This is a genomic window from Peptoniphilus genitalis, assembly GCF_023614525.1.
GTDB classification, from domain to species: domain Bacteria; phylum Bacillota; class Clostridia; order Tissierellales; family Peptoniphilaceae; genus Peptoniphilus_A; species Peptoniphilus_A genitalis.
On record NZ_CP097885.1, the window covers coordinates 260,537 to 280,516 of the forward strand.

Annotated in this window: 20 protein-coding genes; 2 read left to right on the forward strand and 18 right to left on the reverse strand. The window is 34.5% G+C overall.

All coding sequences use genetic code 11. The annotated features are described in order from the left end of the window. Positions 1 to 250 precede the first annotated feature (250 nt). Both M9426_RS01255 and M9426_RS01260 read right to left on the reverse strand, forming a co-directional pair. Positions 251 to 796 (reverse strand): ECF transporter S component, encoded by a 546-nt coding sequence (locus M9426_RS01255; protein ID WP_250342207.1) that lies wholly within the window; start codon positions 794 to 796, stop codon positions 251 to 253. Further along, positions 793 to 1,740 (reverse strand): nucleoside hydrolase, encoded by a 948-nt coding sequence (locus M9426_RS01260; RefSeq protein WP_250342208.1) that lies wholly within the window; start codon positions 1,738 to 1,740, stop codon positions 793 to 795. The genes M9426_RS01255 and M9426_RS01260 overlap by 4 nt, the downstream gene beginning before the upstream one ends. Positions 1,741 to 1,900: 160 nt before the next feature. Between M9426_RS01260 and M9426_RS01265 the strand changes: the two genes are divergently transcribed. Both M9426_RS01265 and M9426_RS01270 read left to right on the forward strand, forming a co-directional pair. Beyond that, positions 1,901 to 2,491: a TlpA family protein disulfide reductase gene (locus tag M9426_RS01265; protein WP_250342209.1), complete on the forward strand. Its 591-nt coding sequence runs from the start codon at positions 1,901 to 1,903 to the stop codon at positions 2,489 to 2,491. Positions 2,492 to 2,795: 304 nt separating this feature from the next. Continuing rightward, the gene (locus M9426_RS01270; protein WP_250342210.1) at positions 2,796 to 3,335 is read left to right on the forward strand and encodes a glutathione peroxidase; all 540 of its coding nucleotides are present in this window, start codon (positions 2,796 to 2,798) and stop codon (positions 3,333 to 3,335) included. Between the two features lie 168 nt (positions 3,336 to 3,503). On the opposite strand, the gene tuf is transcribed toward M9426_RS01270, so the two are convergent. The 16 genes from tuf to M9426_RS01350 all read right to left on the reverse strand — a co-directional run bounded on the left by tuf (position 3,504) and on the right by M9426_RS01350 (position 19,979). Then, a complete protein-coding gene (gene tuf / locus M9426_RS01275) occupies positions 3,504 to 4,697 on the reverse strand; it encodes an elongation factor Tu (RefSeq protein WP_250342211.1) in 1,194 nt (397 codons plus the stop codon). A gap of 18 nt (positions 4,698 to 4,715) precedes the next feature. Next, the gene (fusA, locus tag M9426_RS01280) at positions 4,716 to 6,791 is read right to left on the reverse strand and encodes an elongation factor G (RefSeq protein ID WP_005958138.1); all 2,076 of its coding nucleotides are present in this window, start codon (positions 6,789 to 6,791) and stop codon (positions 4,716 to 4,718) included. A gap of 15 nt (positions 6,792 to 6,806) precedes the next feature. Continuing rightward, entirely contained in the window at positions 6,807 to 7,277 is a 471-nt protein-coding gene (gene rpsG / locus M9426_RS01285) for a 30S ribosomal protein S7 (protein ID WP_005958093.1), read from the reverse strand. Between the two features lie 92 nt (positions 7,278 to 7,369). Continuing rightward, a complete protein-coding gene (rpsL, locus tag M9426_RS01290; RefSeq protein ID WP_005958121.1) occupies positions 7,370 to 7,783 on the reverse strand; it encodes a 30S ribosomal protein S12 in 414 nt (137 codons plus the stop codon). 181 nt (positions 7,784 to 7,964) lie between these two features. After that, positions 7,965 to 8,573, reverse strand: a complete 609-nt coding sequence (locus M9426_RS01295) for a hypothetical protein (RefSeq protein ID WP_148465633.1) — start codon at positions 8,571 to 8,573, stop codon at positions 7,965 to 7,967. 26 nt (positions 8,574 to 8,599) lie between these two features. Further along, positions 8,600 to 9,205, reverse strand: coding sequence for a hypothetical protein (locus tag M9426_RS01300; protein ID WP_250342212.1), 606 nt, complete (start codon positions 9,203 to 9,205; stop codon positions 8,600 to 8,602). Beyond that, a complete protein-coding gene (locus M9426_RS01305) occupies positions 9,202 to 9,837 on the reverse strand; it encodes a hypothetical protein (protein WP_195445662.1) in 636 nt (211 codons plus the stop codon). Before M9426_RS01305 ends, M9426_RS01300 begins: the two co-directional genes overlap by 4 nt. A gap of 120 nt (positions 9,838 to 9,957) precedes the next feature. Further along, complete coding sequence (locus M9426_RS01310) at positions 9,958 to 10,986, reverse strand: P1 family peptidase (RefSeq protein ID WP_250342213.1); 1,029 nt, start codon at positions 10,984 to 10,986, stop codon at positions 9,958 to 9,960. 105 nt (positions 10,987 to 11,091) lie between these two features. Further along, a complete protein-coding gene (locus tag M9426_RS01315) occupies positions 11,092 to 12,048 on the reverse strand; it encodes an ABC transporter permease (RefSeq protein ID WP_005958081.1) in 957 nt (318 codons plus the stop codon). Continuing rightward, positions 12,041 to 13,168 carry an ABC transporter permease gene (locus M9426_RS01320; RefSeq protein WP_005958180.1) on the reverse strand — a complete coding sequence of 376 codons (1,128 nt, stop codon included), beginning with the start codon at positions 13,166 to 13,168 and terminating at the stop codon, positions 12,041 to 12,043. The genes M9426_RS01315 and M9426_RS01320 overlap by 8 nt, the downstream gene beginning before the upstream one ends. Next, positions 13,155 to 14,687, reverse strand: coding sequence for an ABC transporter ATP-binding protein (locus M9426_RS01325; protein WP_305883874.1), 1,533 nt, complete (start codon positions 14,685 to 14,687; stop codon positions 13,155 to 13,157). Before M9426_RS01325 ends, M9426_RS01320 begins: the two co-directional genes overlap by 14 nt. 117 nt (positions 14,688 to 14,804) lie before the next feature. Further along, entirely contained in the window at positions 14,805 to 15,896 is a 1,092-nt protein-coding gene (locus M9426_RS01330) for a BMP family lipoprotein (RefSeq protein ID WP_060800428.1), read from the reverse strand. Between the two features lie 303 nt (positions 15,897 to 16,199). Continuing rightward, the gene (locus tag M9426_RS01335; RefSeq protein ID WP_250342214.1) at positions 16,200 to 17,228 is read right to left on the reverse strand and encodes a hypothetical protein; all 1,029 of its coding nucleotides are present in this window, start codon (positions 17,226 to 17,228) and stop codon (positions 16,200 to 16,202) included. An 83-nt stretch (positions 17,229 to 17,311) separates the two neighbouring features. Further along, positions 17,312 to 18,358, reverse strand: a complete 1,047-nt coding sequence (locus M9426_RS01340; RefSeq protein WP_250342620.1) for an ABC transporter substrate-binding protein — start codon at positions 18,356 to 18,358, stop codon at positions 17,312 to 17,314. 8 nt (positions 18,359 to 18,366) lie between these two features. Then, positions 18,367 to 19,149, reverse strand: coding sequence for an ABC transporter permease (locus M9426_RS01345; RefSeq protein WP_005958152.1), 783 nt, complete (start codon positions 19,147 to 19,149; stop codon positions 18,367 to 18,369). Beyond that, positions 19,149 to 19,979, reverse strand: coding sequence for an ABC transporter permease (locus M9426_RS01350; protein WP_250342215.1), 831 nt, complete (start codon positions 19,977 to 19,979; stop codon positions 19,149 to 19,151). Before M9426_RS01350 ends, M9426_RS01345 begins: the two co-directional genes overlap by 1 nt. Between the last annotated feature and the right edge of the window lies 1 nt (position 19,980).

Sequence of the window (19,980 nt, forward strand, 5' to 3'; positions counted from 1 at the left end):
GTGTAAAATCTTTCACAAATTAATTATATCACTTGTTAAAACTATATTTAACTAAATATTTTTAATATTTAATTTGTACATAATTACTATTACCCTAATTATGAGTATTTATTTAAAATTTATAAAAAAAGTAAATTTTAAATCCACTTTTGAGAATAAAAGTAACAAATTTCCTATTAATATTTTAACAAATTAAATCAATTTTTCCAAAATAAAAAACCACCTCTTGAGAAGTGGTTTAGTAATAAATTTAATTTTTTAAAATGTTTTGAAAAGCTGTCATGTTATAAATTTTTGAAACTAATAAAATTGAAATTAATTTGTCTGCATAGTCCGTAATAATTTGAATTATAAAAACTATTAAAAAGTCTGGCAGGTCCATCACTGCACGAAGGGCTTGAACTATATAGGATGAGCCAGCAGTTGTGACAGTTCCAAAGAGATAAGTTGCAATTAATGCAGATGAAATTGCTGCAGGAATTGACATAAAGGGAGTGAGATAAAATTTAGAAATATAATTATCTCTCTTTAAAAATTCAAAATAACCTGCAGTGAAGCCAACGATTAATTGAGTTGGCATAAAGTAAAAAGCAATTGGGTCTCCTATGGTGTTTACAAAGGCTGTTATAAGCCCAGCTAATACACCAAAAAAAGGTCCAAAGGCAAAGCCTGCCATAATAGTTCCTATGGAGTCAAGATAAATTGGAAGCTTAACAACAACTCCAATCCAAGACCCCACCATATTGATAGCTATACAAAGTGCTAAGAGAGTGATTTTTTTTGTTGAAAACTTCATAGCAAATCACCTAAAACGTCTATGTCTACTTCTTCCCCAGTTATAAGCTCTATAAAATCTCTCCAGACTTCAAAGACTTCTATCTCTTCATATATAATTACATTTTTTTCTTTCTTCATGAAGTCCATGGCATCCACCATGAGCATTCCTCTAGCAGGACCGTCGCAAACACAATCTGCATGATAGGTCCTTCCCAAAAACAAGTCTGGATTTCTTTCTAAAAGAATTGTAAGAGGATCATTTATAACAGACCCAATAATTTTTTCATATTCCCAGTGAAAATCCATGTAGAAATTTGTAATCTTTTCTAAGAAATTTCCAACTTCAAGATTAAGTCTCTTAATATAAGAAAGTATACTTGGCGTCAAAACAAATTCTCTTGTGACATCGAGTGGGACAATCTCAATTTTTCTAGGCGCATTTTTTATTACATAGTCTGCTGCCTCTGGATCAACGTAAAAATTAAATTCAGCTACAGGACTCATGTTTCCATAACTCCTAAAGTTACCACCCATCACAATAATCCTAGTGTCCTTAAAGGCCTCCCTATCTTTTTTAAGAGCTCTTGCAAGATTAGTTAGGGGTCCCAAGGCAAAAATTGTCAAGTCGCCCTTACTTGCTTCCTCAATTAAAAAGTCAATGGCATCTCCATCAACTTCTTTTTCATCATAGTCTAAATAAGTTTCACCAAGTCCATCTTGGCCATGGGTGTCCTCTGCATTAATAAATTCCTTGCAAAGTGGCTCTTCTGAGCCCATATAGATTTTAAAATCTTCATGCAAGAACTTCATAAGTCTTAGGACATTTTTTCTTCCCTTTTCAATATGAACATTTCCTGAAACTAAAGAAATCCCGAGGATTTTATATTCCTTTACCATGCTGGCTAGCATAATAGCAATGGAATCATCAATCCCGGGATCTGCGTCAATAATAATTTTCTTCATAATAACCTCCATTTCTTTGGAGAACAATTAGTTTTTTATACTTGGAGTTCCCGAACAAGTGAAATAAATTATACCTCATTTTTAAAAAATAGACAAGCTTTTGTCTATCAAGTATAATTGACTTAGGCAAAATTAAAAAATTTTACACTGGAGTGATTAAATGAAAAAACTATTTAAAATTATGATTTTATTTGCAGTGGCACTAAGCCTTTTCGCCTGCAATAAAAAAACAGAAGACAATTCAAAGGATGCAAATGCTAAAGAAGCTACAGAAAAAACTGCAGCGGCAATTAACTTAGAAGACATGCCAATTGAAAAGTTTGACTTTCAAACTCTTGAAATTGAAAAGGGAGATATAGTAAAGTCTGAAGATTTTTATAAGGAAAAACCTCTTACTCTTGTAAATATTTGGGGAACTTTCTGTGGACCTTGTAAAGAAGAGATGCCAGACCTCGCTGCCCTACACGAAGAATACAAGGACAAGGTTAATTTTCTTGGCGTAGTTGTCGACACTAATGCAAGCATGGATACTAATGTTGAAGAAGCTCACGAAATTATTAAAAATGCTGGAGTTACTTACACAAATATAATGCCAAATCCAACAACAGAAGATAGCCTTGTTCATATCACTGCAATGCCAACTACATTCTTTGTGAATTCTGAAGGAAAAGTCCTAGGTGGCTTTGTTGGTAAGAAAGACAAGGAATCTCTTGCAGCTACAATTGACAAATTGTTAGAAGAAAACAAATAAATTTGTGCTAATAAGAATTTATAATCTAATAGAAATTTACTAACTTGTAAAAAACTACTAAGTTGCAAGAACCTGCTAACTTATAAAAAATTACTAAATCGTAAAAAATTATTAGCTTATAAGAATTTACAAACTCATTAGAAATTACTAGCTTGTAAAAATTTATTAAGAGATGGGAAACCATCTCTTTTTTTGTTTTATCAACTGACTCTTTATCAGTGGACCCTATTAATTTTATTAAATTCTAAAAATGTTGTAAATTTTTCACCAATGGGTATCTAATAAAAAAATAGGAGGATTAAATATGATTTATGATTATAAAGTAGAAAAACAAGACGGGTCTTTTTTAGATTTAAAAGATTTAAAAGGAAAAGTTATCCTTATAGTTAACACTGCAACTAGATGTGGATTCACACCCCAATACAATGACTTGCAAGACCTTTATGAAAAATACCACGACAAGGGACTAGAAATAATAGACATACCTTGCAACCAATTTAAGGAACAAGCTCCAGAAAGTGATGAGGAAATTTCTAAATTTTGCCAATTAAATTTTAATATCGAGTTCCCACAAATGAAAAAGGCTGAAGTCAATGGCGATAATGAAATTGAACTCTACAAGTTTTTAAAATCTCAAAAGGGATTTGAAGGCTTTGGCCATGGTCCAAAGGCACTTGCCATGGCAACACTTTTAAATTCCAGGGACAAGGATTACAAGAACAAGCCCGACATAAAATGGAACTTCACAAAATTCTTAGTGGACAGAGATGGTAAGGTAGTTGAGAGATTTGAACCAACTGCTAAGATGGATCTTGTTGATAAAAAAATTTCCGAATTAATATAAGTATTAATATCTTTTTAACTTGTTGTGTAAAAAGCTTCTGTAATTGGTTTTACAGAAGCTTTTTTAGTTATAAACTACTTATGCTTAAGTAATTTTTATTTATAAGTTTGAACAAAAAAGAGCAGGTATAAACCTGCTCTAATTTTTTATTATTTTGTAAGCCAAAGATTAGTCAAGAATCTTTGATACTACTCCTGATGCTACTGTTCTTCCACCTTCACGAATTGCGAATCTTAGTCCTTCGTCCATTGCGATTGGTGTGATTAGTGTTACTGTGAATGTTGAGTTGTCTCCTGGCATTACCATTTCTACTCCGTCTGCTAGTTGGATGTCTCCTGTTACGTCTGTTGTTCTGAAGTAGAATTGTGGTCTGTATCCGTTAAAGAATGGTGTGTGTCTTCCACCTTCTTCTTTTGTTAGTACGTATACTTCTGCTTCAAATTTTGTGTGTGGTTTGATTGTTCCTGGTGCTGCTAGTACTTGTCCTCTTTGGATTTCTTCTCTTTGTACTCCTCTTAGTAGGGCTCCAATGTTGTCTCCTGCTTCTGCTAGGTCTAGTTGTTTTCTAAACATTTCTACACCTGTTACTACTACTTGTCTGCTTTCGTCTGTTAAGCCTACTAGTTCTACTGTGTCTCCTACTTTTACTACACCTTGTTCTACTCTTCCTGTTGCTACTGTTCCTCTTCCTGTGATTGAGAATACGTCTTCGATTGGCATTAGGAATGGGTGTTCTGTATCTCTTACTGGTGTTGGGATGTATTCGTCTACTGCTTCCATTAGTTTTACGATTTTGTCTCCCCATTCTCCGTCTGGATCTTCTAGGGCTTTTAATGCTGATCCTACTACGATTGGTGTGTTGTCTCCATCGAAGTCATATTCTGATAGTAGGTCTCTGATTTCCATTTCTACTAATTCAATTAGTTCTGGATCGTCTACTTGGTCTTCTTTGTTTAGGAATACTACTATCTTTGGTACACCAACTTGTCTTGCTAGTAGGATGTGTTCTCTTGTTTGTGGCATTGGACCGTCTGCTGCTGAACATACTAAGATTGCTCCGTCCATTTGTGCTGCTCCTGTAATCATGTTCTTTACATAGTCAGCGTGTCCTGGACAGTCTACGTGTGCGTAGTGTCTGTTTTCTGTTTCGTATTCTACGTGTGATGTTGAGATTGTGATTCCTCTTTCTCTTTCTTCTGGTGCCTTGTCAATGTGTGCGTAGTCTACGAATTCTCCTCCGCCGTATCTCTTGTTCATTACAAGTGTGATTGCAGCTGTTAGTGTTGTCTTACCGTGGTCAACGTGACCAATTGTTCCAATGTTTACGTGTGGTTTATTTCTTTCAAATTTTGCTTTTGCCATTATTAATCCTCCTATTTATTATTTTTTCTTTTTATCTCCAACTACTTCTTCAGCAATTGATGCAGGTACTTCTTCGTAATGATCAAATAGCATAGAGTAGTTTGCTCTTCCTTGTGTATTTGAACGAAGGCTAGTTGCGTAACCAAACATTTCTGCTAGTGGTACATAAGCTGTAACGATTTGTGCTCCAGCTACAAGTTCCATACCTTCCATTCTTCCACGTCTTGAGTTAATATCACCAATTACATCTCCCATGTATTCTTCTGGAGTTGTAACTTCAACCTTCATCATAGGTTCAAGAAGTACTGGATCAGCTTTTGCAAGAGCATCTCTTACTGCCATAGATCCGGCAATCTTAAATGCCATTTCTGAAGAGTCGACTTCGTGGTAAGAACCATCGTAAAGTGTAACCTTAACATCAAGAACTTCGTATCCACCTATGATACCAGATTGAAGTGCTTCTTCAATACCTTGTTGAGTTGGTCCAATAAATTCCTTAGGAATTGCACCACCAACGATGGCATTTTCAAATACAAAACCGCCACCTGGTTCATTAGGTTCGATTCTAATCTTAGCGTGACCATATTGTCCACGACCACCTGATTGACGAGCGTATTTAGCTTCGCCTTCAGCAGCTTTTTTAATACCTTCTCTATAAGATACTTGTGGATTACCAATATTAGCTTCTACCTTAAATTCTCTTAGTAGTCTATCAACGATGATATCAAGGTGAAGTTCACCCATACCAGCGATAATAGTTTGGCCAGTTTCTTCATCAGTATATGTTTTAAAAGTTGGATCTTCTTCTGCAAGTTTTGCAAGAGCAAGAGCCATCTTATCTTGAGAAGCCTTAGTCTTTGGTTCAATTGCTACAGAGATAACTGGTTCTGGGAATTCCATGTTTTCAAGTATAACATGACTCTTTTCATCGCAAAGAGTATCACCAGTACCTGTGTCTTTTAGACCAACAGCTGCCGCGATTTCTCCTGCATGGACTTCTTCGATTTCTTCTCTCTTATTAGCGTGCATTTGAAGAATTCTTCCAATTCTTTCTCTCTTGCCCTTAGTTGTATTGTATACATAAGAACCAGCTTGAAGAACTCCAGAGTAAACTCTAAAGTAAGCAAGCTTACCTACATATGGGTCAGTTACGATTTTAAATGCAAGAGCTGAGAATGGTTCATCATCAGATGCGTGTCTATCAACTTCATTTCCATCTTCATCAACACCAGTGATTGCAGGTATATCAAGTGGAGATGGAAGATAGTCGATAATTGCGTCTAATAGAAGTTGTACACCCTTGTTCTTGTAAGAAGAACCACAAGATACTGGAGTAATCTTAACATCAAGAGTACCTTTTCTTATAGCTTTCTTAAGAAGATCCTTGTCGATTTCTTCACCTTCAAGGTAAGCCATCATAAGATCTTCATCAAATTCAGATGCAACTTCAATTAAGTTTTCTCTATATTTATTTGCAACTTCCATGTACTCTTCAGGAACATCTGTAATTTCGATTTCCTTACCAAGTTCATCCTTGTAAATTTCTGCTTTCATTTCAACAAGGTCAATCATTCCTATGAAAGTATCTTCTGCTCCCATTGGAACTTGAATTGGAACAGGGTTACCCTTTAGTTTCTTGTCGATTGTATCAACAGATCTAAAGAAGTCTGCACCTGTAACGTCCATCTTGTTGATGTGTGCAATTCTTGGAACGTGATATTTATCTGCTTGTCTCCAAACAGTTTCAGATTGAGGTTCTACACCACTTTTTGCATCAAAAAGTGCAACAGCACCATCAAGTACTCTTAGAGATCTTTCAACTTCAACTGTGAAGTCAACGTGTCCTGGAGTATCGATGATGTTAAGTCTGTAACCCTTCCAGTGAGCTGTAGTAGCTGCAGAAGTAATTGTGATACCTCTTTCTTGTTCTTGTTCCATCCAGTCCATTTGTGCTCCACCGTCGTGAGTTTCACCGATTTTGTGAATCTTACCAGCGTAGAAAAGAATACGTTCTGTAGTAGTAGTCTTTCCAGCATCAATATGGGCCATAATACCTATATTTCTATATTTATCTAATGGTATTTCGCGAGCCATAAATTCCTCCCCTTATTACCATCTATAGTGAGCAAATGCCTTGTTAGCTTCTGCTGTTCTATGCATTTCATCTTTTCTCTTAACACTTCCGCCTAAACCGTTAGATGCGTCTAGAATTTCTTTTGCAAGTCTTTCGTGCATTGTCTTTTCGCCTCTAGCTCTTGCATATTTAACTAACCATCTAAGGCCTAGAGTTTGGCGTCTTTCCGGTCTTACTTCCATTGGTACTTGGTAAGTAGCACCGCCTATTCTTCTTCCCTTTACTTCAAGTACAGGCATTACATTATTAAGTGCCTTGTAAAATACTTCAAGTGCGTCCTCTCCAGTTTGTTCTGCGATTGTTTCAAGTGCTCCGTATACAATTCTTTGAGCAGTACCTTTTTTACCGTCAAGCATAACATTGTTTATAAGCTTAGTGATAACCACATCTGCGTATACTGGATCAGCCATAACTTCACGTTTTTGGATATGTCCTTTTCTTGGCATAACTTCCCTCCTTAACTATTTTTCAGTCGATTCATTGGTACTCAGGTTGAGCCCGTAAGCCAAAAATCTATAAAATCTCATGTAAAATTCTATCAATTTTTAGGTTTCTTAGTACCATATTTAGATCTAGATTGCTTTCTGTCTGTAACTCCAGCTGTATCAAGAGTACCTCTTATGATATGGTATCTAACACCTGGTAAATCCTTTACTCTTCCACCACGGATTAAAACAACACTGTGTTCTTGTAGGTTGTGTCCGATTCCTGGAATGTAAGCCATAACTTCGTATCCGTTTGTTAAACGAACTCTGGCAACTTTTCTAAGAGCTGAATTCGGTTTCTTAGGTGTTACTGTTCTTACTGCAACACAAACTCCTCTTTTTTGTGGAGAATTAACTTCAGTTTCGGCTTTTTTAAGTGTGTCATAGTTTACATCAAGAGCTGGTGATTTAGATTTACTGTGAATTTTCTTTCTACCATTTCTTACTAATTGGTTAATTGTAGGCATTAATTGCACCTCCTGTTTTATTAATAGTATTGGACATTTCAAAGACTACCTGCATTTAGGTAGTCTTTCCGTCTCAAATACTCATCAATTTTATCATTAGATAATCATTAAGTCAACAAAAAAATATGAGAAATTGGCGAAATTTCCATATTTTTTGAGAATTAATGATTTTATTTTAAATTTACATAAATTTATCTAGGTAAAAAACAAACCTATCTGCATTTATTAGATTATAAATTATAAAGAAAGCTTGGGATAGGATAAAAATTCCATCTATAATAGTAAAAACTTTTCTGTAATTGTCTTTCTTTGTAAAAATTGTCCTACGATTCTCTATTAAAAAATATATATTAACCACAAAAAATCCCATTAACAAATAAATCATAGTGCTGACATAAGCTGAACTGTCGAAGTTTTCTATTACAGTCCCATCTTTTAAAGTTAGGAAAAATATAATTTGATAAATTGTAAAAATTAGACAATTTATTATAACTATTAGCTTTAAATATTTTTCATTGTTATAAATTTTTGAGTCGAAGTTTAATATTTTCAATAAAATATATATAACAAGATAAACTCCAAAATAAAATAAGATTAACTTTGTTCTCGAATAAATGGAACTAAGCCAATAGCTTGTTAATATTGTGTAAGCTAAGTAAGAATCTAAAAGTTTCTCTTCTCTGCTAGAATTTTTACTTTTAACTTTCTTCTTAGATAATTTTCTAACAATAATAAAAAATAATATGGCTAAAAAAGTTCCAAAAAGGATTACTTGAACTTTGTCTGTCATTTCTTTCTCCTTTATCACTTAAATCTTTACATCCTATCGAGATAAAAGTCAAACCTATTAATATTTATGTAGTTATAAATAATAAATGCTACAAAAATTATTATAAATAAAATTTGTAGAGATATAAAAATCTTCCTGTAAGAGTCCTTTTCCACAAAAATTTTAGAAAGTGACTTTTTTGACAAATAGTAGCTAAGCCACAAAATGACTAATATAAAGCTTGGCAAAACAATTGAAAACTCTTTTTTCCCAAAGGAGTCAATCCTATGACCATCTTCAAGGGTTATAGAAAATATTAGTTGATAAATTATAAGTACAACTTGAACAATAATTGTCGTTATTTTATAAAGTCTAGGATCATCTTTGTACTTGTTTTTCATAATATCTTCTGTGTAAGTTCTATAAACAAAATATGCCACAAGACCAAAAACTACCAAATATATATATAACTTGTCTTGGCAAAAAACAATCAATGAAAGCCACATTTCAATAACTACAAAGGCATAAATATAGGTCTTCATTACATCTCTACTATCTGTTTCTATTCCTCTTCTTTTCTTATACCAATCTTCAATTAGAATTAATGAACAAAAAATAATTATGAGTATAAGAAAATAAATTAAAAATTTCATAATTCATCTCCTGATGTTTCTTGATAATCTTCCCTTTCTACATAAAAATCAAATCTATCAGAATTTTTTATGTTGTATGCGTTTCCTAAACCTAATACTAAAATCAAAATAATTTCTGAAATAATAAAAGCTCTTCTCCAAATATCTTTTTCAAATAAAATATTTTTTAAAACTCTCAAGTCTAAAATAATTCTAATGTAGCTAACAAAAATAATTGAATTTATTAAAATTTTTCGAAAGTCACTTTTGTTGTATGAAAAAATAGTAGCTCCATCTTCTAATTCTAAAAAACTAAGACTTGCTAATAATATAAAAGATATTGAAATAAATAAAACCCTCCACTTAGGCTCATTCTTATTTTCCAATAACTTACTTCCTCTTTTGCTATCTGTGTAAAGTTTATAAATAGCCCAAAACACAAAATAAACAAATATGCTAACCATAATTGCAAATCCAATATTTTGATAAATTGTAAAGTAAAATTGTAAGATTAAAAAATTGCTCACTAGGAAGGAATATATTATGTCATTCTTAGAATCTTTTTCTTCTTTCTTATCTTCTCTTATGTAAGTAAAAGTTTCTAAGGCTGATATAAAAACTGTTACTAAGAAATATATAGTTAAATCACTCATTAAATCACCTCTAAAATCTTTTATTTATAAAACTAGTTTAAGAGTATTTTATAAATAAAAATAATCCCTTTTAATTTATTGTAACACTCACACCCATAAATTTTAAAGAAGTTATAAAAATCAAAAATCAATTCCCAAATTTTCTAAATTTTCTTCAAGAGAAAATATTTTTTTACCATCCTTTGTTATTTCTGACTTTGAATAAATTAGAGATTTGATTACAGATTCTTCTACTGAGTCTGCGCAAGCCCTAAAGGCTTCCTCTAATAAATCTTCTTTTAAAACTTTAATTTCTTCGAAGTTATTCTCTCTTATCTTATTGGCAGTTGAAAAGGCAATTACAATGTCTCCTGACCCATGTCCCAAGTATGATCCTACATTTCCAATACCAATTGTCGCCCTCTTTGATAGTCTCTTTAATTGTCTTGAGCTTAGTGGCAAGTCTGTTGCAAGGACTATTATAATTGAACCCTTGTCTTTGTCTTCTCTTTTTTCCTTGGACTTTAAGTACATTTCACGACCTAGAGGTCTGCCTTCTATCTTTAAATCTTTTATCCCGCCAAAGTTTGACAATACAAGACTTCCTAGTGTGTAGTCCTCTCCTTCTATTTCAATAATTCTTGATGAAGATCCAATTCCACTTTTGAGGTTAAAGGAGATCATTCCAGTGCCTGCTCCCACTGACCCCTCTTCAAAATCTTCTTTTATATTTTCTATGGACTCTAAGACATTTTCTTCTTTTACATGAAGGCCCCTCATGTCATTTATAACTCCGTCGTTGCATTCTGTGACAATAATGTTTGGAGCTCCAGCCTTGTCGCCCACATTTTCGTACCTATCTATCATCCACTTCATTGATGAGTCAAGAACTCTTCCAAGGCTCATGGTGTTAGTCATAAAGATTGGCGACTCAAGAGTCCCTAGCTCTTCAAGTTGAACTAGGCCAAGACTTTTTCCGTAACCGTTAATTATGTAGGAGCTTGCCAAGAGTTTTTCCTTAAATACATCTCCATTATGGGGCATGATGCATGTCACTCCAGTTTTTATTTTTCCATCCCTAATAGTTGAGTGACCAACCCTCACTCCCTTGACGTCAGATATTTTATTAAGTCGTCCCTTCCTGCTATCTTTAAAAATTTCAAAAGTCATAAACACCCTCCTCTTAAAGAAATTATATCAGATAAATTTTATAATTTAATAAGATAAATCAGGGCATAAAAAAAGTCCCAGCCTAAGCTGAGACAAATTTTATTTTTAATTGTTTCTTTCGTATGGAAGTCCATCTGCTGATGGTGCTCTTGATCCCTTTACAAAAATTATTAAGACAATAAGAGTTATTGCGTAAGGAATCATTGAAAGTAAGTTTGTATCGATTTTTATTCCAATGGATCCAAGGAAGACTGAAAGTCCTTGTGCAAAACCAAAGAGTAGGCAAGCAAGCATAGCTCCTTGTGGTTTCCATCCACCAAAGATTACTGCAGCAAGGGCAATAAAGCCTTGACCTGAGATAAGTGTTTCCCTGTAGTTGGATACAACTGCAAGAGACATTGAAGCTCCACCAAGTCCTGCTAAGAAGCCTGATGCTAATACGCAAATGTATTTGATCTTGTAGGCGTCAACTCCAAGAGTTTCTGCTGCCTTAGGATATTCACCAACTGCTCTTATCCTTAGACCAAGTCTGGTCTTGTAAAGTATGAAGTAAACTACAAAGACAAGGACAAAGGCAAGGTAAACTGACGCGTATTGTGAAAACACTATATCAAGGAACCTCATTATTCCCTTTCCTCCACCAGACTTAAAAACTTTTCCAAATAAAACTGGAAGTTTGTTTTCATAATCAATTGATTTTGACATAGCTGCTCCATCAAAGAAGAGCCTACAAAGAAAAAGTGCAAGTCCAGGTCCAATTAAGTTAATTGCAATACCACTTACAACATGGTCTGCTGCAAAGTTAACTGTTGCTATAGCATGAAGAAGGGCAATTAGCATGCCACCAAGTCCTCCACACAAGAATGCCAACCAAGGATTGCCTAGGTAGTATCCAACAATGGATCCCACAACTGCTCCTATGGCCATCATTCCTTCAAGTCCAATATTTACAACTCCGGCATTTTCAGATAAGACGCCACCGAGGGCTGTATAAATAAGAGGAGCTGAATATAAAAGTGTTATTGATAAAATACTTGCTAAGCTTAAAAGTGAACTATTCATTTGCTCCTCCTTTTTCTAAATTTTTTCCATCCTTCTTTGACCACTTAGTAAAGAAGAACTTAATCATATCCAAAAGTTTTGGCATTGCAATAAATAGAATCATAATACCAATAATTATATTTACAACTTCTGAATAAGTTCCTATTGTAGTAAGTTTTCCTCCTCCATAAGTCAAACCTGCATAGAGAAGGGCTGCTGGGATTGTGCCCAGTGGATTGTTGCCAGCTATAAGGGCAACTGCCATACCATCAAAACCGTAGCCTTCTTGGGCTGCCATGATTCCAATGTCACCAGAGACACCAAGTACAGTTATGGCACCAGCAAGTCCTGCCAAGATACCTGCAATACCCATGGATTTTACAATAGATTTGTTAATGTCGATTCCACCGTATTCGGCTGCTTTTTCATTAAAACCAACAGCACGAAGCTCGTAACCAAGTGTAGTTTTCTTTAGGATGTACCAAACTACTAGGGCTGCAATAATAGCAATAATAATACCAAAGTTTAGAGGTGGATTTAAAATATCCTTTAAAAATTTGTGTTGAGCAAGATAAGCTCTACCAGACTCACTCATCTTCCAAGCTCCAGCAATTTTTATGCTAGCTGATTGCTTAATTGGATAAGAGTTATCTGATTCAATTGATCTTAAGATTGGAAAACTCAAAAGATAATTACTTAGATAAAAGGCAATCCAGTTCATCATAATAGAAGATATAACTTCATTAACTTGGAATTTTGCCTTTAAGATTCCAACTATAGCTCCCCAGAGATAACCACAAAGGGCTCCAACTAAAAGCGCTACAAGTCCATGGACTACTGGAGGAAGGTCCAACAAAAGTCCAACAACAAGGGCTCCAATGGAACCAACAATGTATTGACCTTCGGCGCCAATGTTAAATAGGCCTGTGTTAAAGGCAAAGGCAACTGAAAGTCCTGTTAGGATTAGGGGCACTGCCTTTACAATTGTCCAGGAAATATATTTAGGCTTTCCAAAGGCACCTAAGAATATTACCTTGTAGGCCTCAACTGGATTTGTTCCACTAATTAAGAGTATGATTGAGCCAATTATTATCCCAAGTACAATGGCAAGAATTGTGTATATAAACCTATTTCTCTTCATTTTTACCTCCTGCCATATATAGTCCTAGCTCTCTCTCATTAGTTTCCTTTGCATCAAAGGTCCTTAGGATTTTTCCATTATAAATAACAGAAATCCTATCAGATAGGGCCATAATTTCATCAAGTTCAAAGGATATGAGAAGAACTGCCTTCCCCTTGTCCCTTTGCTTTATCAAGAAGTTCCTAATATATTCAATGGCACCAACATCTAGCCCCCTAGTTGGTTGGGCAGCAATAAGAAGATCTGGGTCTCCAGAAATCTCCCTTGCAATAATAACCTTTTGTTGGTTACCACCTGAAAGGGCGCCTGCAAATTGTTTAATATTTCTTGGTCTTATATCGTAGTCCTCTGAAAGGTCACTGGCGTTTTTTTCGATATTTGGAAAATCTAAAATTCCCTTTTTGGAAAACTTATCCTTGTAGTATTCCTTTAAAATAATATTTTCTGCAACTGAAAAATCTAGAACAAGACCTCGAAGTTGTCTATCTTCAGGAATAGAGTTTAATCCTCTTTCAATAATATCCCTTGGGCTGTGGTTTAAAATTTCTTCTCCCTTAAAGATTACAGAACCAGCTTCTGCCTTTTTAAGACCTGTAAGAGTTTCAATAAGTTCAGATTGACCATTTCCATCAACACCTGCTATACCATGAATTTCTCCAGCCTTAATGTCAAGATTTAAGTCGTCTAACTTTTTGACATTTCTAATATCTCTAGCAGTTAGGCCCTTGATGTCAAGTATAGTGTCGCCAAAGTTAGCATCAGCCTTATTAACATCTAGGTGAACAGCTCTACCCACCATCATGTCTGCAAGTTCCGATTCACTTACATCAGAGACATTAACTGTGTCAATCTTTTTTCCACGTCTAATAATAGTACACCTATTTGCCACTTGCTTAATTTCTTTTAGCTTGTGGGTGATAATAATTATAGACTTGCCTTCCTTTGCAAGATTTTTTATTATTTCGATTAATTCAGTAATTTCTTGAGGAGTCAAAACAGCCGTTGGCTCATCAAAAATTAAGATGTCTGCACCCCTGTACAAAACCTTAAGTATTTCAACCTTTTGTTGAGTGCCCACAGTGATGTCTTGGATTCTTGCATCAGGATCAATTTTAAAACCATATTTTTCAGAAAGGGCAATTACATCTTCCCTTGCCTTCTTTATGTCCACCTTGATTCCCTTCATGGGCTCCATGCCAAGAACAATGTTTTCAACAACAGTGAAGGGTTCAATAAGCATAAAGTGTTGGTGAACCATACCTAGTCCAGCCTTAATGGCGTCGTTGGGATCCTTAAATTCTTTTTTTTCATTATTTATATAAATCTCACCTGATGTAGGAGAACTTAAACCGTAAAGCATATTCATAAGAGTAGTCTTACCAGCACCGTTTTCTCCAAGAAGAGAATGGATTTCGCCCCTCCTAATATCAAGATCAATTCCGTCGTTTGCAATGAAATCACCAAACTTTTTGGTAATATTCTCCATCCTTACGACTAAATCTTTGTTATTAGTTTCCAATACAAACGCTCCTTTGTTATATTAAGTAAATTATACCAAAGAATTAAGCAATTTTAAAATAATTTGCATTAAAAAAAGTCATCCCCTAGATGACTCCTAAGAGATGACTTTATAAACTTATTTGTATTGGTTGTAAGTTTCTTCGTTGTAAGGAACTTTGATTTCGCCAGAAATAATCTTTTTAGTGATTTCTTCAACTTTCTTTAAAATTTCAGGCTTAACATTCTTGTCAGAAGTTGGTGCAATACCTACTGCTCCATCGTCAGCTAGACCAAGTTCAATAGTTCTTCCACCTTGGAATTTGCCTTCTTGCATGTCTTTTACAACTTGGTAAACAGCAACATCGCCGTTCTTCATTGCAGAAGTTAATACATTTTCAGGAGCTCTGTCGCTTTGGTCTCTATCAACACCAATTACCCACTTGTCAGCTTCTTTAGCAGCTTCGATAACACCTTCGCCTGCTCCACCTGCTGCGTGGAATACTACGTCAGCACCGTTTTGGTACATTGTAGCAGTGATTGATTTACCCTTTTGAGCGTCGGAGAAGTCACCAACGTATTGGCTAAGAACTTCGATGTCAACGCCTCTTTCTTTAGCTGCGTAATCAACACCAGCCTTGTAACCATATTCGAATCCCCAAATAATGTTACCTTCTTGGCCACCAACGAAACCAACCTTGTTAGTTTCAGTAGTCATACCAGCAATATAACCAACTAGGAAAGAAGGTTCTTGAGCCCTAAACATAATTCCAAGTAGGTTTGAAGGAGCTTCAACCTTGTTACCATCTTTATCAACTGTAACGTCAACATCAACTATTGCATAGTTTGTTTCTGGATACATGCCTGCAGCTTCAGTTACTGCTCCACCCATTTTGAAACCAGCACCAACAATAAGGTTTTTGTTTTGGTCAGCAAAAGTTTCTAGGTTAGGAGTGTAATCCTTAGTGTCCTTAGATTCTACATAGTCCGCCTTGATTCCAAGTTCTTCTTTAGCCTTTTGAAGTCCTTCCCAAACTCCTTGGTTAAAGGATTGGTCGTTAACTCCTCCTTCGTCAGTTACAAAACCAACGTCAATGTCTGATTTAGCTTCAGTAGCTTCTTTAGTAGCGTTTGCAGCTTTTCCATCTGCTTCTTTTTTGTTGCCGCCACCACAAGCAACAAGTGTCATTGCAATCAATAACACTGAAAGTAGTGTAAGTTTCTTCTTCATTTAAAATCCTCCTATAATGATTTAATTAAATTATATATTAAATTTACTATTATTTCAATTTCAATAAAAAAGTTTTCCTATGTCTTTACAATTTTTATTTTACTTGGAAATATTCAATAATTCATAAAAGTTAAATTGTTCATAAAACTTTATAAACTCATAGCCTATTACAAAGCTCCTAAAATTAATTTTTTAATTCTCACAAAATCCTATTTATTTTATTTTCACATAGTCCTAAGCTTTTATTAAAAATTTGCAATAAAAAAAGCCCAATATAATATTGAGCTTTTGAAAAATATTTACTTATCCAATGAATACTCTTGGTATCATAAAGAATACAAGTGAAAAAACAAAGTACATTAATAAAAATGCCACTGATTGTTTCATTTCTTTGCCACTTAGTGTGAAGTCACCATCAGATGCAAGTAATCTTGCTACTATTGAGGCAATAAATCCTAAGATTGGATAGGCTATAAGAACACCAAGGTTGCTTGTTCCCTTGTCCATGAACCTGTAGAAAGTAGGAATCATTAAGAAGAGGGCGCCAAGATAAATTTTAAAGTTCCCCCTATCAAACCAAGTTAAAGCTATTATTCCTAGTGTTAATACTAAGAAGATAACAGTACTTGCTGTATTAATAAGAGAAATTTTATTTATTAGTCCTTGGTTAATTAATTCAATTTTATTTACATAATAACCTGAGTTTGTGTAAGCTTCCTTTACACTGTTGTTTGACTTAATTGATTCAGTCCAGTTTTCTACCTTTGCATTTGTTACAAATATTGAAGCATCTTCAACCTTTTGACCACCTGAAAAATAAAGTGGGTTTGCTGGATAGTAAACTGTGAATTCATATTCGCCAACTTTTTCCTTTAAAGCTAGTTTAACTTCACTCACTGCCTTAAAGTCCTTGTTGTCAGTCTTATTATAAAAATCTTTTACCTTTAATTTTAATTTTTCTTCGAAAAGAGATTTGTTAATTTTGTCAAAGTCTCCCTTTAGGTTGACCTTTGACTTGCTATAAGTAATTCCTTCGCCAAAGAAAATTTGTCTATTAGGAGTACCTAATATTCTTGCAGTTGAATCTTCGCCTGTGTAATTAAATTTTATGTCGTATTTTATTAGATTTTCTTGGCCTTCTTTTGCCATGGATCTTCTAACTTGTAGATTTTCTACTCCATCAGCATTGTTAAAAAGAATTCCGTCGAATTCCCTGTCTACGTCAGCGTTTGGCCACATAAGAGACTTACTGAAAAAAGCAGTTAGAGAAGCTAACATAAGTACTAGTATGAAAATTGCAAAAACCACAAGCTTTTTTATTCTCTCGTTCATTTTAAACCTCCATTATGAAAACATTTCGCTTAATATACATGATATCACATGGAGGCCTTAAAATAAACAAATTTATTAGCATATTAAAGATTAGAAGCATTTATTTCTGTCCAGATTCTATCGTAAACTTTTATAAAGTCTCCTAGGTCCCTAAAGGATTCTAGTGGTGGTAGTTTGTCAAAGTCTGGATAAGCAACCTTTGAGTTTTTAATTTCATCTGGTAGAAGGTCTTTCACTCCCTTTACTGGTGAAGTGTAACCTACACAGTGCTCAACATTTTTTGCTTGAACTTCTTTTTCAAGCATGTAATTTATAAATTTTTCTGCCCCTTCAACATTTTGTGCATTCTTAGGAATAACCATGGAGTCGTACCAAATGTTAGAGCCTTCCTTTGGCACTACATAGTCAAGGTCTTCGTTTTGTTGCATCATAAGAAGGGCATCTCCTGAGTACATTACAGATAGGTTTGCATCTCCTTGAACTACAACATCACGTCCATCATCATCAAGATAAGCATATACTAGAGGCTTTTGTTCTATTAGTGACTTCTTGGCTTCTTGTAGTTCCTTTTCATTTGTTGAGTTTAAAGAATATCCCAATCTCTTAAGAGCAACTCCAAGAGTATCTCTTTGTGAATTGTACATAATTATTTGGTTCTTATACTTTTCATTCCAAAGTATATCCCATGAATCAACCTTGTCCTTAACTTCTGCCTTGTTGTAGATAATTCCCACAGTTCCCCAGAAGTATGGAACAGAGTACTTGTTTTCAGGATCAAAGCTTGGATTCTTTAAAATATCTTCAACATTTGCAAAGTTAGGAATCTTACTAAAGTCAATTTCTCTTACAAGTCCTTCTTTGATTAGTCTTTCAATCATGTAGTCGCTAGGCACAACTACATCGTACTTGTCTTGTGATTGGGTCATCTTAATATAAAGGTCTTCATTTGATGCATAAGTATCATAATTTACCTTGATGCCGGTTTCCTTTTGGAAGTCCTTTAGGATTTGTGGGTCAATATACTCTCCCCAGTTGTAAACATAAATTTCTTCTTTTGCTGTTTCCTCTTTGCCACATCCTGTTAGGGAGATTACCATTAGGATAGCAAGAGCCAAAATAATTTTTTTCATGTGTTTCATTAGATTACCTCGATTTTTTTCATTTTTTCACTTCTCTTGTTGATTATCACAAGAAGGATTAAAAGTGCTACTAGCATCAATGTTGATACTGCATTTATTGATGGATTGATTCCCTTTCTCGCCATGGAGTAAATTGTTATTGAAAGATTTGATACTCCTTGGCCTGTGTTGAAGAAGGAAATTACAAAGTCATCAATGGAAAGTGTAAAGGACATTAGTGCCCCAGTTAATATTGCAGGTTTAATTTGTGGAATCACCACATTTAATATGGCATAAGTTGGAGTAGCACCTAGGTCAAGGGCTGCTTCAACTGTATTTTTTTGCAGTTGATTTAACTTTGGCAGGATGGAAAGAATAACATAGGGAATGCAGAAGACAATGTGTGAAATTATCATTGTTGTGTATCCCATTCTTATGTTAAAAAGTCCAAAGAGTCCCATAAGAGCAACTGCTGTTACAATGTCAGGGTTAATTACTGGTAGGTAATTTATATTTAGGATGGCATCCTTTTTAAAGCCCCTAAGTTCATTTATGGCAATGGCAGAAATAGTTCCAACAATAGTTGAAATCACTGTTGCAACCACTGCTACTATAAGTGTAGTCCAAAGGGAAGATAAAATTGCTGGATCAGCAAATAAATTTTTGTACCACTTTAGGGTAAAACCTGCCCAAGACCCTCTTAGCTTGGAGTTGTTAAAACTAAAGACAACTAAGATGATAATCGGTGCATATAAGAATAAAAATATTAAAAATAAGTAAATCCTATCTATTAATTTTTTCATTATAAGCCACCTCCTATTTCGCTAGTTTTTATTTTTCCATTAAACAACTTTGGAATAATTAAAATCAAAAGCATAATTACAATTAGAATCATGGAAATTGCAGATCCAAATCCCCAATCTCCTGTAAAGGTAAATTGTTTTTCAATTAAGTTACCAATTAAGTAGAAGTTATTTCCTCCTAACAAGTTTGGCACAACAAAAGTTGAAATTGCCGGTATAAATACCATGGTTATACCTGTGTAAATTCCTGGTAGGGAAAGTGGAAGTATAACCTTCATAAAAACTTTGAAGTCATTAGCTCCAAGGTCCTTTGCAGCTTCAATTAGTTTCTTATCCATTTTTAATAGGACAGTATAAATTGGCAAAACCATAAATGGCAAGAAGTTGTAAACCATGCCTATCATTATGGCCTTGGAATTGTACATAAGGTTCCAGGGTCCCCAGCCAAAAAGTCCAATAAATTTATTGATTAGGCCCTTGTTGCCAAGAAGGGTAAGCCAAGCATAAGTCCTCAAGAGGAAGTTCATCCACATTGGGATTATAAAAATTAAAATCATGTTGTTTCGAACTTTTTCACTCATTTGTGAAATTATATATGCCACTGGATAGCCAATAATAAGGCACAATATAGTAGATACCCCTGCCAATACAAGAGATGTAAGTAGAATTTTTACATAAAGGGGCTCAAAAAACCTTGAGAAGTTGTCAAGTGTAAAGGCAAAATCTGCCAAGTCTGTGTTAGAGCTCAAGGAGTGGGCAAGTATTAAAAATAGTGGGAAGACAATAAATACTAGGCCCCAAAATAAATAAATTAATGAAAATTTCTTCATC

What these genes read in the sequence shown, in the direction of transcription:
- M9426_RS01265 (WP_250342209.1), top strand. Translation starts at nt 1,901, where the DNA reads ATGAAAAAACTATTTAAAATTATGATTTTATTTGCAGTGGCACTAAGC.
- M9426_RS01320 (WP_005958180.1), bottom strand. Translation starts at nt 13,168, where the DNA reads ATGAAGAGAAATAGGTTTATATACACAATTCTTGCCATTGTACTTGGG.
- M9426_RS01340 (WP_250342620.1), bottom strand. Translation starts at nt 18,358, where the DNA reads ATGAAAAAAATTATTTTGGCTCTTGCTATCCTAATGGTAATCTCCCTA.
- rpsG (WP_005958093.1), bottom strand. Translation starts at nt 7,277, where the DNA reads ATGCCAAGAAAAGGACATATCCAAAAACGTGAAGTTATGGCTGATCCA.
- M9426_RS01310 (WP_250342213.1), bottom strand. Translation starts at nt 10,986, where the DNA reads ATGACTTTTGAAATTTTTAAAGATAGCAGGAAGGGACGACTTAATAAA.
- M9426_RS01345 (WP_005958152.1), bottom strand. Translation starts at nt 19,149, where the DNA reads ATGAAAAAATTAATAGATAGGATTTACTTATTTTTAATATTTTTATTC.
- M9426_RS01260 (WP_250342208.1), bottom strand. Translation starts at nt 1,740, where the DNA reads ATGAAGAAAATTATTATTGACGCAGATCCCGGGATTGATGATTCCATT.
- M9426_RS01330 (WP_060800428.1), bottom strand. Translation starts at nt 15,896, where the DNA reads ATGAAGAAGAAACTTACACTACTTTCAGTGTTATTGATTGCAATGACA.
- tuf (WP_250342211.1), bottom strand. Translation starts at nt 4,697, where the DNA reads ATGGCAAAAGCAAAATTTGAAAGAAATAAACCACACGTAAACATTGGA.
- M9426_RS01315 (WP_005958081.1), bottom strand. Translation starts at nt 12,048, where the DNA reads ATGAATAGTTCACTTTTAAGCTTAGCAAGTATTTTATCAATAACACTT.
- M9426_RS01305 (WP_195445662.1), bottom strand. Translation starts at nt 9,837, where the DNA reads ATGAGTGATTTAACTATATATTTCTTAGTAACAGTTTTTATATCAGCC.
- M9426_RS01300 (WP_250342212.1), bottom strand. Translation starts at nt 9,205, where the DNA reads ATGAAATTTTTAATTTATTTTCTTATACTCATAATTATTTTTTGTTCA.
- M9426_RS01255 (WP_250342207.1), bottom strand. Translation starts at nt 796, where the DNA reads ATGAAGTTTTCAACAAAAAAAATCACTCTCTTAGCACTTTGTATAGCT.
- M9426_RS01270 (WP_250342210.1), top strand. Translation starts at nt 2,796, where the DNA reads ATGATTTATGATTATAAAGTAGAAAAACAAGACGGGTCTTTTTTAGAT.
- rpsL (WP_005958121.1), bottom strand. Translation starts at nt 7,783, where the DNA reads ATGCCTACAATTAACCAATTAGTAAGAAATGGTAGAAAGAAAATTCAC.
- M9426_RS01335 (WP_250342214.1), bottom strand. Translation starts at nt 17,228, where the DNA reads ATGAACGAGAGAATAAAAAAGCTTGTGGTTTTTGCAATTTTCATACTA.
- M9426_RS01295 (WP_148465633.1), bottom strand. Translation starts at nt 8,573, where the DNA reads ATGACAGACAAAGTTCAAGTAATCCTTTTTGGAACTTTTTTAGCCATA.
- fusA (WP_005958138.1), bottom strand. Translation starts at nt 6,791, where the DNA reads ATGGCTCGCGAAATACCATTAGATAAATATAGAAATATAGGTATTATG.
- M9426_RS01350 (WP_250342215.1), bottom strand. Translation starts at nt 19,979, where the DNA reads ATGAAGAAATTTTCATTAATTTATTTATTTTGGGGCCTAGTATTTATT.